This is a genomic window from Novosphingobium malaysiense, assembly GCF_000802225.1.
Taxonomy (GTDB): Bacteria; Pseudomonadota; Alphaproteobacteria; order Sphingomonadales; family Sphingomonadaceae; genus Novosphingobium; species Novosphingobium malaysiense.
Map to the genome: position 1 here is coordinate 413021 of NZ_JTDI01000003.1, position 14616 is coordinate 427636.

The 14616-nt window shown below is 64.4% G+C and carries 14 protein-coding genes and 1 tRNA gene; 10 read left to right on the forward strand and 5 right to left on the reverse strand.

The genetic code is table 11. The annotated features are described in order from the left end of the window. Nucleotides 1–14: 14 nt before the first annotated feature. Together LK12_RS09905 and LK12_RS09910 are read right to left on the reverse strand one after the other, a co-directional pair. A complete protein-coding gene (locus LK12_RS09905; RefSeq protein ID WP_039282970.1) occupies nt 15–827 on the reverse strand; it encodes an SDR family NAD(P)-dependent oxidoreductase in 813 nt (270 codons plus the stop codon). A gap of 90 nt (nt 828–917) precedes the next feature. Beyond that, complete coding sequence (locus LK12_RS09910; protein ID WP_039282971.1) at nt 918–1325, reverse strand: hypothetical protein; 408 nt, start codon at nt 1323–1325, stop codon at nt 918–920. A 138-nt stretch (nt 1326–1463) separates the two neighbouring features. On the opposite strand from LK12_RS09910, the gene efp reads away from it, so the two are divergent. From efp to LK12_RS09940, 6 genes are all read left to right on the forward strand, one after another. Continuing rightward, nucleotides 1464–2027, forward strand: a complete 564-nt coding sequence (gene efp, locus LK12_RS09915) for an elongation factor P (RefSeq protein WP_039282972.1) — start codon at nt 1464–1466, stop codon at nt 2025–2027. A 41-nt stretch (nt 2028–2068) separates the two neighbouring features. After that, on the forward strand, nt 2069–2404 hold the full coding sequence (locus LK12_RS09920; RefSeq protein WP_156135440.1) for a hypothetical protein: 336 nt from the start codon (nt 2069–2071) through the stop codon (nt 2402–2404). A gap of 43 nt (nt 2405–2447) precedes the next feature. Further along, on the forward strand, nt 2448–3269 hold the full coding sequence (locus LK12_RS09925) for an inositol monophosphatase family protein (protein WP_039282975.1): 822 nt from the start codon (nt 2448–2450) through the stop codon (nt 3267–3269). A 58-nt stretch (nt 3270–3327) separates the two neighbouring features. Continuing rightward, nucleotides 3328–3741, forward strand: a complete 414-nt coding sequence (locus tag LK12_RS09930; protein WP_197063508.1) for a hypothetical protein — start codon at nt 3328–3330, stop codon at nt 3739–3741. Between the two features lie 93 nt (nt 3742–3834). Then, nucleotides 3835–3918: transfer RNA gene (locus LK12_RS09935), tRNA-Leu, on the forward strand. Between the two features lie 51 nt (nt 3919–3969). Then, a complete protein-coding gene (locus LK12_RS09940; RefSeq protein ID WP_039282978.1) occupies nt 3970–5298 on the forward strand; it encodes an amidohydrolase in 1329 nt (442 codons plus the stop codon). 4 nt (nt 5299–5302) lie between these two features. Here LK12_RS09940 and LK12_RS09945 read toward each other — a convergent pair whose 3' ends face one another. Together LK12_RS09945 and LK12_RS09950 are read right to left on the reverse strand one after the other, a co-directional pair. Next, entirely contained in the window at nt 5303–5788 is a 486-nt protein-coding gene (locus LK12_RS09945) for a hypothetical protein (RefSeq protein WP_039282979.1), read from the reverse strand. Nucleotides 5789–6053: 265 nt separating this feature from the next. Beyond that, entirely contained in the window at nt 6054–6875 is an 822-nt protein-coding gene (locus tag LK12_RS09950; protein WP_039282981.1) for a hypothetical protein, read from the reverse strand. A 170-nt stretch (nt 6876–7045) separates the two neighbouring features. Here LK12_RS09950 and LK12_RS09955 point away from each other — a divergent pair, with 170 nt between their 5' ends. Genes LK12_RS09955 through LK12_RS09970 form a run of 4 tightly spaced genes read left to right on the forward strand, consistent with a single transcriptional unit; the run spans nt 7046 to nt 13710 of the window. After that, nucleotides 7046–8431, forward strand: coding sequence for a TIGR03013 family XrtA/PEP-CTERM system glycosyltransferase (locus LK12_RS09955; RefSeq protein ID WP_039282983.1), 1386 nt, complete (start codon nt 7046–7048; stop codon nt 8429–8431). Then, entirely contained in the window at nt 8428–10539 is a 2112-nt protein-coding gene (prsK, locus tag LK12_RS09960; protein WP_039282986.1) for an XrtA/PEP-CTERM system histidine kinase PrsK, read from the forward strand. Before LK12_RS09955 ends, prsK begins: the two co-directional genes overlap by 4 nt. Next, the gene (gene prsR / locus LK12_RS09965; RefSeq protein WP_039282988.1) at nt 10539–11903 is read left to right on the forward strand and encodes a PEP-CTERM-box response regulator transcription factor; all 1365 of its coding nucleotides are present in this window, start codon (nt 10539–10541) and stop codon (nt 11901–11903) included. The genes prsK and prsR overlap by 1 nt, the downstream gene beginning before the upstream one ends. Before the next feature lie 31 nt (nt 11904–11934). Continuing rightward, nucleotides 11935–13710 (forward strand): tetratricopeptide repeat protein, encoded by a 1776-nt coding sequence (locus tag LK12_RS09970; RefSeq protein WP_231568314.1) that lies wholly within the window; start codon nt 11935–11937, stop codon nt 13708–13710. A gap of 29 nt (nt 13711–13739) precedes the next feature. Here LK12_RS09970 and panB read toward each other — a convergent pair whose 3' ends face one another. Continuing rightward, the gene (gene panB, locus LK12_RS09975) at nt 13740–14615 is read right to left on the reverse strand and encodes a 3-methyl-2-oxobutanoate hydroxymethyltransferase (protein ID WP_039282991.1); all 876 of its coding nucleotides are present in this window, start codon (nt 14613–14615) and stop codon (nt 13740–13742) included. Nucleotide 14616 lies beyond the last annotated feature (1 nt).

Genomic DNA, 14616 nt, shown 5'->3' on the forward strand with positions numbered 1-14616 from the left:
TCCGTACTGAATGCCTAAAGAAGGGCGCCCCCGTCGACGGGATAGACTTGCCCGGTGATGAAGCTCGCCCGGCTCGAGGCGAGGAACGTGATGAGCCCGGAAATCTCGTCAGACGAGGCAAACGGCTTGCCCACGAACGTCCGGCGCTGGCGGATGGCGCGATCTTCCTCGCTCACGCTGGCCGCGCCCTGGGAAAACATGCCGTTTTCAGGATTGAAGCGGCTGCCCTGGCTCAGTTCGGCCGGATCGGTGGGGATGGTTGCATAAGGGGCGACTGCATTCACGCGGATGCCATGCTGGCCCAGTTCCTTGGCGAGGACGATGGTGAAGCTGTGCACGGCGCCCTTGGCGGCCGAATAGACAGGTAGCATGTAGTCGCCCACGAGTGCGGCGGTCGAGCCGACATTGACGATGGCGCCCGACTTGCGCTCTATCATGCCGGGCAGCACGGCGTGCGTCATGCGCAGCACGGTGCCGAAGTTGAGGTCTATGTCGGCCATCCACTTGGCCGGATCAGAATCGACGAAAAAGCCCTGATCGACATTGCCGCCGATGTTGTTCACCAGCACTTCCACCGGTCCGAGCGCTTCGGCGGCCTCGAGGATCTTCGCGGGGGAAGCGGGATCGAGCATGTCGGCGGCAACGAAAACCGCATCGCTGGCGCCGCGCTGCTTGCAGTCTGCCACCAGCCGGGCGCCGGCTTCCGTATCACGCCCCACGGCCACGACCTTGGCGCCTTCCGCGGCCAGATCGAGCGTCGTGGCCCGACCGATATTGGCTGTGGCGCCGGTGACGATGGCGACCTTGTCGCGCAGATGACAATCCATGATCCGCTCCCGAACAGCGTTTGTACGGGAGCTACGTCGATCCTGCGCGGAGGGCAAACCGCAGCGGCGATCAGCGCCCCGACGGGCTGTCTATTTTCGTGAGGTCAGCACGCAGCGCATGTCGCCGTCGCTGCCGTCGGCGGCAATTTCACGCAGAAAGCCTTCGGAAATGCGATGTAGGGTCAGGCCCTTGAGCTTGCCCCCGGTCATGACCACGCGGTTTCCGGTGTAGAGATAGCTCCCGCGCATGCCGCCCGCCTTGTAGCTGGAAGCGTTGACCACCCGGAAGCTGGATTCCGGTACCGGCCTGCCTGCCACGCCTGTGGCATCGCCCGGCATTTCGCAGGTGTAGTGGCCGATCGCGAGGGTGTGGATTCGTCCGCCCGGCACGGGCGGAGGCGGCGGGCCGTCGGCGACGCAGGCCGTGATCGCCGGGAGCGCTGTTCCCAGCAGGATTGCCGCAAGCAGGGTAGGGCGGGACGCGAGGGATGGCATCATGGCCAAGCGCTAGCACCGGCGCGAAGCAATTGCCATGCCCGCCCGCCTCGTCTAAGGGCGCAGGCTTTCAGGGTCGGTCTCCGGCGCAACGGACCCCGGCCGAATCCACAAGCTCTTTCCCATCGAAGGCAAGAACCCATGAAGATCAGCGGCGTCGACATTCGTCCCGGCAACATTCTCGAATACGAAAAGGGCATCTGGAAGGTCGCCAAGACCCAGCACACCCAGCCGGGCAAGGGCGGCGCCTACATGCAGGTCGAGATGAAGAACCTGATCGATGGCCGCAAGACCAACGTGCGCTTCCGCAGCGCCGACACGGTCGAGAAGGTGCGCCTCGATACCAAGGACTTCCAGTACCTCTACGCCGAAGACGACATGCTGGTGTTCATGGACACCGACACGTTCGAACAGATTCAGCTTCCCGCGGATTTGCTCGGCGATGCCGTGGCCTTTCTGCAGGACGGCATGCAGGTCCTGCTCGAACTGTGGGAAGAACGCCCCATCTCGGTCCAGTTGCCCGAGCAGGTCGAAGCGACGATCGTGGAGGCCGACGCGGTGGTCAAGGGACAGACAGCTTCGTCCAGCTATAAGCCCGCCGTGCTCGACAACGGCGTGCGAGTCATGGTTCCGCCCCATATCGAAAGCGGCACCCGCATCGTTGTCGACGTGTACGAGAAGACTTACGTCAGAAAGGCAGATTGATGCGGAACATTGCGAAAATCACCACTTCGGCCCTGCTGGGTATGGGTTTGCTCTTCGGCAGCAGCAGCGCCTTTGCCGCTGCGCCGGCCAAGGCTTCCCGGGGCAAGGGCGAAGTGCAGGACGCGATGCTCTATCTCAAGGTACTCATCAGCGGCTTGCAGTCCGAGAAGGTGGCGCAGCCGATGAAAGGCGCCCTTGTCGGATGCATCTACAACAATTCGCTGGGCAAGATCACGGAGTCGATGGACAAGGTGATTGCCGAAAATCCGGGCAAGATCGACAAGGACAATCCCAGCGAACTGCTCAGCGTGATGGTCCGCATCTGCGGCTACAATCCGCAGGATGCAGCATCGGACAACCCGGCCAAGGGCCGCTGAACGTTTCCGGCCCGACGCCGGTTCCAGGAGTAGAGAATAGGTCATGGCCGCAATTTCCGGTCTCATTCGCGTCATGGAAAAGGCTGCCCGCAAGGCGGGTGGCCGGCTGCGCCGCGACTTCGGCGAAATCGAACACCTGCAGGTAAGCCGCAAGGGGCCCTCGGACTTCGTCTCCAAAGCCGATCAGGCTTCGGAACGCACCATCTGGGACGAGCTGCGCGCAGCCCGCCCGGACTGGGGATTCCTGTTCGAGGAAGGCGGCGAGATCGAGGGTGACCCGAACAAGCCGCGCTTCATCGTCGATCCGCTTGATGGCACCACCAACTTCCTGCACGGCATGCCGCATTTCGCGATTTCCATCGCGGTGCAGGAGCCGCGGCTGGACGGCAAGGGCTGGGGCGAGGTGACCGCCGGTCTGGTCTATCAGCCCATCACCGACGAAAGCTTCTGGGCCGAAAAGGCGCGCGGCGCCTGGCTCCAGGACCGGCGTCTTCGCGTGTCCTCGCGCCGTCATCTCGATGAAAGCCTGATTGCCACCGGCATTCCCTTTGCCGGTCACGGCGATGCCGGACAGTGGACCAGGATATATCATGCGCTTGCCCCGCAGGTCGCCGGTATCCGCCGGTTCGGCTCGGCCGCGCTCGATCTCGCATGGGTGGCCGCGGGCCGCTACGAGGGGTTCTGGGAAGCCGGGCTCAAGCCCTGGGACACGGCGGCTGGATGCCTGCTCGTCCGCGAGGCCGGCGGTTTCGTTTCCGACTGGAAGGGGCGTTCGCTCCCCTATTGCGACAGCGAAATTCTCGCCGGCAACGATGCCCTGCATAGCCGTCTGCACAAGATCCTGGTCAACGCCCTGAAGGATTGAGGCGAAATGGCGACCGTCGCGCCCGGCAAACGCCCGGCGCGTTTTTTTTCGGGCGTCATTGAAGCGCAATCAATTTGACGCGGCACTTTCCTGGTCCGCGTGCATTGAGTCCTGCATGGATATCAGGCGCGTCGTCGTTATTTCGCTGGCTGTCGGCAGCATTGCCGCTCCTCTTTCCGCGTCGGCGCAGAGTGGGACGGCGCAACCCGTCTTCAGCGCGGTTGGTGCGCCCTTGGCCGGCGCCGCCAGCTTTGATCTCGAGGGCCCTGTCCCAGCAGCGCAAGCGCATCCTGCCTCTTCGGATCGGCTCGCGGTGCCCCTTGCTGCCAAGGCATCGCCTCACGAAAAGATCAAGATTCGCTGGCACTACGAACCGGTCGCGGGCGGTCCCCGCTTCGAGGTCGGGGCGCTGGGCGCCGGCAAGGACACCAAGGCCAAGCTCGTGCATGTCGGGATGGACTGGGTGTTCTGATCCACGTTTTGCGACAGCAACAAACGGCGCGTTTGCAAATACGCCACTTGAATGCAGGATAAGGCGCGGCTAAGCGTCCGCGCGCGCTTCCGTGCCCCTGTGGCGGAATGGTAGACGCGAACGACTCAAAATCGTTTGTCGCAAGACGTGCCCGTTCGAGTCGGGCCAGGGGCACCACCAAGCCATTCATGGCTTGCGCACCGCCGCGCCGGGCAATAGCCTTTCCCCATGAAGTTCCTTCCGTTCGCGGCAGCCGCCGCCTTCGCCGCGTTTCCAGTAATCGCCCAGGCCCAGACCGTTGCCGAATCCGTCGCTTCCGACATGCAGGCGCTGATGGACATCTATCGCGACCTCCACGCCCATCCCGAACTCAGCTTTCAGGAAACCCGCAGTGCCGGGATCATGGCCGAGGCTGCGCGCGAGGCCGGGTTCGAGGTGACCGAGAACGTCGGAAAGACCGGCATCGTCGCGGTCTTGAGGAACGGTCCCGGTCCGACGGTGCTGGTCCGCGCCGACATGGATGCGCTGCCGGTGACCGAACGGACGGGACTGCCCTTCGCTTCCAGACAGCGCGGCGTTTCCACCGCCGGGGTCGAGAGCGGGATCATGCACGCCTGCGGGCACGATACGCACATGACCGCCTGGGTCGAGACGGCCCGCCTGATGGCCGCGCGCAAGGATGCCTGGTCGGGAACGCTGGTGATGGTCGGCCAGCCCGCCGAGGAACTCGGGCTCGGCGCTGTCGAGATGCTCAAGGATGGGCTCTACACGCGCTTTCCCAAGCCGGACTACACGCTGGCATTCCACGATACGCCCGAGCTTCCATCGGGTGTGGTCGGAGCCGCCAAGGGCTGGGCGCTCGCCAATGTCGACAGTGTCGACATCGTGGTGAAGGGCGTAGGCGGCCACGGTGCCTATCCGCAGGCGACCAAGGACCCGATCGTGCTGGCCAGCGCCATCGTGATGAAGCTGCAGACGCTTGCCAGTCGCGAGATCGATCCGCAGGACCCGGTCGTGGTGACGGTCGGCTCGTTCCATGCCGGGACCAAGCACAACATCATATCCGATCAGGCCAAGCTGGAACTGACGGTGCGCAGCTACTCAGACGAGACACGCGCGAAGTTGCTCGACGGCATCCGGCGAATCGTGAACGGCGAAGCCATCGCGTCCGGCATCCCGGAGGCTCTGATGCCGGAAGTGACGGTCAAGGAGCCCTACACGCGTTCGACCTACAACTCGCCCGAATTCACGCAGGAGGCCATCACCTACCTGCAGCAGGAGATGGGCAAGGACCGGGCCACGATCACGCCCTCTGTCATGGGTGGCGAGGACTTCGGGGAATTTCGCCGCGCCGACGAGGACCACATAAAGTCGGTCATCTTCTGGGTCGGCGGATCGCCGGCCGACAAGATTGCCGCCGCCAGGGCCGGCGGTCCGGCGCTACCGTCCTTGCACAGCCCGTTCTGGGCCCCGGAGGCGAACAAGGTGATCGCTTCGGGAGCACAGGCGCTGACGCTGACCGCGCTCCACCTGATGAACAAACAACCCCGTCCCTGACGGGTCAGAAGTCGCTTTCGCCCGGCGCCGTAGCGGCGCCGGCGCGCTGGCGCGAGAGCGCGATCATGTCGTCGATGTCCTCTTGCCGCGCCTGCTCTTCCTCGGCTTCGCGTTTGCGACGCTTCTCGATCAGTTCGTTCCACTTCTCCGGGGTCATGTTGGCCGGCAGCACGACGTCTGCCATGTCACCGAATGATCCCATCGCCGCATGTGCTCCTGAAGGGAAGTCGTCGAAACTGCTGCTGTAGGTGCCGCCGCCATAGCTGTGGGACCCGCCCGTATCGGGGCCGAACGACCCGACCACGCGGCTGGTCGACGCGATCTGGATCTTGTTGGCATCCTTGCCCTGCACGGCCAGGTCGACCTGGTCGGGTTTCTGGGCATCTTCCTGCGCCGCGGATTCCGCGGCCTCGGCCTTGCGTTCGCCGTCCGCAAAAAGGGCAACCATGAAGGTAATGACCAGTGTAACCACGGCAAAGTGCGTGTACATCCTGGTCTGCGAGGACGGGCCATCTTTTCGGGTGCGGGAAATGCGCGACATGGGACCGGTTTATAGGCCCTGACGGTTAACCGATTTTCACCATGCCGTGGTTATCATAACGTTTTCCGCGGCATCAGGGTAATGCCCCGCCGCCACCGGTCGTCTGTAAAATCTCCCGACGTCCTTGCTGTTTATCCTGCTCGTCACAAAAAAGGGGCAATCGCGGGACGGGCGCAACCTTGGGCACACGACACAAGTTCGGTACGCGATGAATTCATCGCCTGGACCACCAGCGCTTGCGCACGATTTTCATGTGTTCCGGCGTGATGTCCGAATTGTCCTCGGGGTGCGGGGGCAGGGTGGAGCGTCGGTACCTCTCGCCGGTTATGTGCTCGTCTATGAAATCGAGATCGGGTGAAAGCCGCTCGATCATGGCTTCCTGCACGTCAAGCGGAGGGCCGCCTATCGCGGGTTTGAAGTGGGGCATCTGCCGCACGAACTTGCGCAGGTACTTTCGCCCGTGAAGTTCTCCGAGCCGCAGTTCCGAAATCGAGAGGGAGCGGTTTACCCTGCCGGGGAAAGGATCGAGTTCCACCCCAAGCCATTCGTTGACGGATGACATCAGGTCGATGGCGGAATAATTGAGGATTTTCAGGTCGACATCGCAGTTTTCGAGCAGCTGGATAAACCACCTCACCCGCCGGGGAATGCTGTACTGGCGGAAGTAGTCCGGCAGGGAGTCGACGGTAAGCCGCCCCATTTTCACATTCTGTTGCCATACCGAAAGAGCATGTTCGACCGGGTCGCGAACGAACAGCAGGAGGCGCGGTCTGCCCATCTGTGCCAATTCGTACTCCAGGATTTCGCGGGTCAGCATCCGCCGCCACATATGCTCGTTGCAGTACAGCACATTCGGGGCCGACGGGGGCGGTAGCGGGGCATGGAACAACCCAGCGCCGTTGCCTCCATGCTTTTCGTACTTTGCCTTGGGATAGGCGATGCCAGCATCGCGCAAGCGGGACCGACTGCGGCTGAGAGTGTGTTGCAGATAGGTCGACCCGGTTTTGCCGTGTCCGATAATAAGATGCCAGGTCATTCCGGCAGCATCGCCCGGTCGTTTCAAAAGGCAAGCGGATTAATCGGAACACAAGGGGCGGCCCAGAAGGGCACGGAAAATGGTCCTGTAAACTTTACCGACATTTTACGCCTTTGCCTTAGTCCGAGAGCCCAGCGCTGAAACGGCTCCGAGGATGGCTTCACTCGACGATGATTCGTCTCTTCAAACATTACATTCCGCACGCAGTGGTTCTGCTGTGGCTGGTGGACACCCTGTTGTTGATGGGGGCCAACGAGATGTCGTGGCGCCTGCGGGCGGAACAAATCGGGATCGACCCCGGTTTTCTTGGTGATCGCCTTAGCTTGCACGCGGGCTTTGCTGCGATCATCGGGCTTTCGATGGTGGCCGTGGGAGTCTACGGAGCGGATGCGTTGCGCTCGATGCGTTTCGCGGCTGCCCGTTTGCTGGTGGCGATCTCGCTCGGCATCATCGCCCTGTCTTTCGTCGACTTCCTGCTTGGCGGCGAGAACTTCTGGCGCTCCACGCTGGCCTATTCGATGGCCTTCGCAATCGTGCTGCTGATCTTGAACCGCCTGTTGCTGAGCGGCCTTCTGGGAACGTCCGCGTTTCGCCGGCGCGTGCTCGTACTTGGCGCGGGCCATCGCGCCCAGCGATTGCGGGAGCTTGCCGAGCGGCAGGAGAGCGGCTTTCTGATCGTCGGCTTTATCGGCATGGGCGAGGCCAGTGCAGCCGTCGAAGAGGCGATCCCGCGGGCGGCCATTCCCAACCTGACGCGCTTCGTCGAGAACCTGGGCGTGAGCGAAGTGGTCCTGGCGCTCGAGGAGCGGCGCAATGCCCTCCCGCTCAAGGACCTGTTACGGATCAAGACTGCCGGCGTGCACGTCAACGAATTCTCCAGCTTCCTCGAGCGCGAGACGGGCCGGGTGGACCTCGACACGGTGAACCCCAGCTGGCTGATCTTTTCCGACGGTTTTTCTTCCGGCCGGGCCATTTCCAGTGTTGCCAAACGGCTGTTCGACATTCTCGCCAGTGCGCTGCTGTTGTTCATTACCGCGCCGGTGATCGTGCTTTTCGCGCTGCTGGTGAAACTCGACAGCAAGGGACCGGCCTTCTACCGCCAGTCGCGGGTCGGCCTGTTCGGGGAGAATTTCGACGTCATCAAGCTGCGCTCTATGCGTACCGATGCCGAAACCTCCGGGGCCAAATGGGCCGAAAAGGACGACCCGCGCATCACGCGTGTTGGCCGTTTCATCCGCAAGGTGCGCATCGACGAGCTGCCGCAGGCCTGGACGGTGCTCAAGGGTGAGATGAGTTTCGTCGGCCCCCGGCCCGAGCGGCCCGAGTTCGTCGCCGACCTTGAAGAGCAGCTGCCGTATTATGCCGAGCGGCACATGGTTAAGCCCGGCATCACCGGATGGGCCCAGATCAACTATCCCTACGGCGCGTCGATCAGCGATTCCCGGCACAAGCTCGAATACGATCTCTACTATGCCAAGAACTATACGCCCTTCCTCGATTTTCTGATCATTCTGCAGACGCTCAGGGTCGTGCTCTGGAGCGAGGGCGCGCGGTGACGATCGTCGGCATCTGGGGCACTGTCGGCATGGCGCTCGACCTGACCGGGGCGATCGCCCTGGCCACGCTTGCCATCTGGCTGTGGTCGCGGCTGGATCGGTTCGGCAATGCCGGCGGGTGGATCGTGGCGGCCTTGTTTGTCACGGCCGCATGGTGCCTTGCGGTCGCGTCGGCATCCGGCGCGATCCTGACTTCGGTGGCGGAAAGTTCGCGCAATCTCATTTGGCTCATGGTGATCTATCGCCTGTTCGCAAGCGACGGGCGCCATACCAGCCTTGCCCCGATCCGGCCGGTGCTCATGGCCCTGGCATTCGTCGAATTGCTGCATCTCGGCGTCGATTTCGGGCTGTCGCGTGCCACCTCGATCGAAGGCATGACCCGGGTGGCCTTCGACTTCAACGTGATGTTTCGCCTGCTGGTCACGGTTGGCGGACTGGTCCTGGTGCACAACCTCTATGCCGGTGCCCCGCGCGAGGCGCGCCCGGCCCTGCGCTGGCCGGCGACCGGACTGGCCGTGCTCTGGGCCTTTGACCTCAACCTCTATACGGTCGCCTATCTCGCCGCGCGCTGGCCGGCGGAGATTGCGGCGTTCCGGGGGCTGGCCGCCATGATCCTGACGGCCTGCATTGCCATCGCGGCGGCGCGCGATCGCGACACGCTGAAGCTGCGTCCATCCCGCGCCGTTACCTTCCAGACCTTCTCGCTGCTGGTCATCGGGTTCTACCTGATCGCCATGGTGGCAGTGGCGCAGTGGCTGTCGTACGTCGGCGGCAACTTCGCGCGGCTGATCGAACTGGCCTTCGTGACGCTCGCCAGCGCGGTTGCGCTGGTCGTGCTTCCCTCACGCCGCCTGCGCGGCTGGCTGAAGGTGATCCTGGCCAAGCATTTCTTCCAGCATCGCTACGATTATCGCGAGGAATGGCTGCGGTTCACCCGCACCATCGGCAATGGCGGGGAGACGGCCTTGCCGCTGGGCGAGCGCGTCGTGCAGTCCGTGGCCGATGTCTTCGAGAGCCCCGGCGGCCTCCTGCTCACGCCCGGCGAGCAAGGCGAACTCACCCTTGCGGCTCGCTGGAACTGGCCGGAGATCGAAGTCCCGGCCGTCGCCTATCCCCTTCGAGCCCTGTCCTTCTTCGAGAGAACTGGCTTCATTGCCGATCTCGACGAGCTGCGCACGGGAGAGGCCCTTCACGGCGCGGACATCGAAGTGCCCGAATGGCTGCTAAGCAACAACCGCGCCTGGGCGCTCATTCCCCTGGTTCACTATGAACGGCTTGTCGGCATGGTGGTGCTGGCGCGCGCGCAACTGGCGCGCAAGTTCGACTGGGAGGACTTCGACCTGCTGCGCGTGATCGGCCAGCAGGTCGCCAGCTATCTTTCCGAAAATGCCAGCCAGGAGGCCTTGGCGGAATCGAGCCGATTCGAGGATTTCCATCGCCGCATCGCCTTCGTGATGCACGACATCAAGAACCTCGCCAGCCAGTTCAGCCTGCTTGCGCGCAATGCGGAACTCCACGCCGACAAGCCGGAATTCCGAGCAGACATGCTGATCACGCTGCGCAACTCCTCCGAAAAGCTCAATGCCTTGATCGCGCGCCTGTCTCGCTATGGTACCGGCGCCGTCGACAAGCTGGAGCAGATACCGGCGGCCGACGTGGTGGCTTCGGTGATGGAGCGCTTTCGCGACAATCCGCAGGTAGTGGCCGCCGAAACGCGCGATGTCGCAATTACGGCCAACCGGCATTCGCTCGAGCAGGTGCTGGTGCATCTGGTCCAGAACGGTATCGAGGCCAGCCCTGCCGACAGCCCGGTATTCATCTCGCTGACGGTGGAAGGGCTGCATGCCCGCTTCGAAGTCGTCGACTCCGGTTGCGGCATGAGCGCCGATTTCGTGCGAAATCGGCTCTTCAAGCCCTTCGTTTCGACCAAGAGCGGGGGGTTCGGCATCGGCGCGTTCGAAGCGCGCGAACTGGTGCGCGCAATGCGCGGGCGGCTCGACGTGGAATCGCGCGAAGGGCTGGGCTCGCGCTTCATCGTCTACGTGCCGCTCGCAGCGGCAACCGATGTCTATCAGACCATGACCAGCCATGATCAGAAGGTGGCGTGATGACAGATACCCGACCGAAACTGCTAGTCGTGGAAGACGACGCCGGCCTCCAGGCCCAGCTCAAGTGGGCCTACGAGGACTTCGAGGTCATGGTGGCGGGAGACCGCGCCAGCGCGATGGCGACGCTGCGTGCGGAAATGCCCGATGTCGTCACGCTCGACCTCGGGTTGCCGCCTGATCCGGATGGCGTGAGCGAAGGCTTTGCCGTGCTCGACGAGATCATGGCGCTCAAGCCCGATACCAAGGTCATCGTAGCCAGTGGGCATGGCGCCCGCGAAAGCGCGTTGCAGGCGATCGCGCGCGGGGCCTACGATTTCTACCAGAAGCCCGTCGACATCGACGCGCTGGGGCTGATCGTGCGCAGGGCGCTGCAGCTCAACAAGCTCGAACGTGAAAATCGCACCCTGGCGTCGAAAGTCGAAAAGGACGAGAAGGTTCTTGGCCGGCTGATCACGGCCGCGCCGGAAATGATCCGCGTCGCGCGCACCATGGAGCGGGTCGCCAACACGAACGTCTCGGTGATGCTGCTCGGCGCCAGCGGCACCGGCAAGGAACTGCTGGCGCGCGGCCTGCACGATGCCAGCGACCGGGCGGACGGGGAGTTTGTGGCGATCAACTGCGCCGCAATTCCGGAAAACCTGCTCGAGAGCGAACTTTTCGGTCACGAGAAGGGGGCCTTTACCGGCGCGGTCAAGACCACCCAGGGCAAGATCGAACAGGCCGGCGGCGGCACCTTGTTCCTCGACGAGGTCGGCGACATCCCGCTCCAGCTTCAGGTCAAGCTGCTGCGCTTCCTGCAGGAGCGGGTGATCGAACGCGTCGGTTCGCGCGAGGCGATACCCGTGGACACGCGAATCGTCTGCGCTACCCACCAGGACCTGGAGGCGATGATTGCCGACGGGCGCTTCCGCGAAGACCTGTTCTACCGCCTTGCCGAGATCGTCGTGAAGATTCCGAGCCTGGCCGAGCGACCCGGCGACGCGACGCTGCTCGCCAAGGCCTTCCTCAACCGCTACGCCACGGAAATGAACCCGCGTGTGCGCGGTTTCGCTTCCGATGCGCTCGCCGCGATCGACGCCTGGCCCTGGCCGGGCAACGTGCGTGAGCTGGAAAACCGCGTGAAGCGTGCGGTCATCATGGCCGACGAGAAACTGGTCCATGCCGCCGACCTCGACCTTGCCGAGCCGGACGAGCAGGTGATCAATGCCCTCAACCTGAAAACCGCGCGCGAGCAGGCCGACCGCAAGGTCATCCGTCATGCGCTCGCCCGTAGCGAGGGGAACATCTCCAGCACCGCCAAGATGCTGGGGATCAGCCGGCCCACGCTTTATGACCTGCTCAAGCAGTACGATCTGCAACCCTGACTTATCCCGGACGGGAGGGAAGCGACCCGGCGTGTGGCGGCGGGTGCTCGCGCTGGTCGCATTCACTCTCCCGCTGGCGCTGACGTCGAGTCCGGGCCTGGGCGAGGGGCCGCCGGGCGAGGCGCTGATCGAAGCGGCTCGAGCGGCGCTGTCGCGCGGTGACGGGATCGACAGCGAGATGAAGCTGCGTGCGGCGCTCGCCAAAGGCGCGTCGCGCAGCGAGGTCGCGGCATGGATGGGCAAGGCCTACCTAGAGCAGGACGATCTCGACAAGGCCCACGATTGGCTGGCCTCGGGAAATTTCTCTGCGTCGACAGCGGCGGACGGCTGGCGTGCTCTGGGGCTGGTCGAGCGGCTGCAGGGCAATCTGGCGGCATCGGACCGGGCCTACGCCAAGGCTCTCGATCTCATCCCCGACGATGCCTCGCTGTGGGTGGAAATCGGGCGTCTGCGCTATGCGAGCGGACAGCACGTGCGGGCGATAGCTGCCGCCGATCATGCGCTCGCGCTCGACCCCGCCGATGTGCGTGCACTCCAGTACCGGGGGCAACTTGTCCGCGACCGGTACGGGCTGCGTGCCGCACTGCCGTGGTTCGAACAGGCGCTCAGGCACGACGCGAAGGACGTTTCGGTCCTCCTCGACTATGCCGCGACGCTGGGTGAAATGGGCCGGGCCGGGGAGGCGGTGACGGTGACCCGGCAGGTACTGGAAATAAGTCCGAAGAACCCGCGCGCCTACTATCTGCAATCGGTGATCGCTGCCCGGGCGGGCAATTATGAACTCGCGCGCGGCTTGCTGATGCGCACGGAAGGCAAGCTCGACGATCAGCCCGGCGTGCAGATGTTGCACGGCGTCGTCGAACTCGCGGCAGGAAATTATGCTGCCTCGTCCGAGGCGCTGGAAGCCGTGCTGCGCACCAAACCCGACAGCCGGCGTGCCAAGGACCTCCTGGCGCGGGCAATCTACCTGGGCGGGCAGTACCGCTATGCCACCTTGCGCTTTGCCGACGAGATCGCCCGCGACGAGGCCTCGCCCTACCTTCTCACTGTGGTCGCCCGCAGCTACGAGGCGCTGGGCGAGCGTCGACATGCCGGCGAACTGCTGGACCGGGCCGCGCGCCCGCAAATGGCGCCGCTTCGGGTGTTGCCGGGGCAAGGGCGTATCGGAGACCTGCTAGCCCGGGGACAGGGAAACATGGCGCAGGCGGCGGCGGAGGCGGCCCGGCGGTCGGATCCCGGCTTCTACGATAGCCAGGCGCTGGCCGGGGATGTGCAACTCGCGCTCGGCCATGCCCGGGCCGCGCAGGAACGCTATGTCCAGGCCGCCAGGATCCGCATGCCAGAAAGCCTGTTTGAACGCCGCGTCGCCGCCTATGCGCTTGCTGGCGATCTTCGTGGCGGACAGGTACTGGTGGAAGAATATCTGCTCCAGCACCCCAACAGTCAGGCGGCCTTGCGGGCTGCGGCCTGGCTGGCGATCGGCACGGGAAACGCGGCCCGGGCGCGGGCGATCCTGACGTGGCTGCGCGACAATGGCAATTCGCGCGATGTGGAATTGCTCACCAGCCTGGCACTCGTCGAGGCGGGGGAGGGAAATCTGGAGGCGGCGCGGCAGAACGCGCAGGCCGCCTATCGCCTGCAGCGAGCCAGCCCCGCGGCCACCCAGGCGCTCGGCTTCAGCTATGCCTCCCTGGGTATCCGCACGAATGACGCGACGGCCCTGCTGGACAAGGCCCAGGCGATGGTGGGCGATACGCCCCTGATTGCGCAGGCGCGCGACCGCCTGCGCGAGAAGCGGCGGGGCTGACCGGCGCGGCTCGCACGGGGGCGCGGCCGCTACTTCTTCTTGGGCTGATAGGTCTGTTCGACCCCGGGGAACGTGCGCGAGCGCACTTCTTCCGCGTACCTGGCAGCGGTTTCCGAGATGACGCCGGCGATATCGCCATACTTCTTCACGAACCTGGGAACCCGCTCGAACATGCCCAGCATGTCGTCGGTTACCAGAACCTGCCCATCGCACTGGGCGGAGGCACCGATGCCGATCACCGGGATTTCCACGCTCCGGGTCAGCGCGACGGCGATCGGCTCGAGCACGCCTTCGACGACGACGGCAAAGGCGCCTGCGTCCGCCACGGCCTGTCCGTCGGCAATGATCTTGGCATGTTCTTCCTGGCTCCGCCCGCGCGCGCCGTAACCGCCGAGGGCGTTCACTGCCTGCGGGGTGAGGCCGACGTGGGCCATCACCGGGATTCCGCGCTGGCTCAGGAACGCGATGGTTTCGGCCATGGCCTGCCCGCCCTCGAGCTTGACCGCGGCGCAGCCGGTTTCGGCCATGATCCGGCTCGCGGATTCGAAGGCCTGCTGCGGGCTGGCCTCGTAGGAGCCGAAAGGCATGTCGACGATGACGACCGAGTGATAGCTGCCGCGCACTACCGCCGCACCATGCGCGATCATCATGTCGAGCGTCACCTGCAGCGTGGAGGGCAGCCCGTAGATCACCTGTCCGAGCGAGTCCCCCACGAGCAGCATGTCGCAGTGCTGGTCGAGCAGCTGCGCCTGGCGGGCGGTGTAGGCCGTCAGCATGACCAGCGGTTGCTCCGTCTTGCCCTCGAACTTGCGCCGCTGGATCGCGGGCACGGTCAGGCGCTTCATCGGGGCCGGGGTGGGGTTGGCGCGACTGGTCGCGGTGTCGAGCTGGAAAGTCGTGGACATG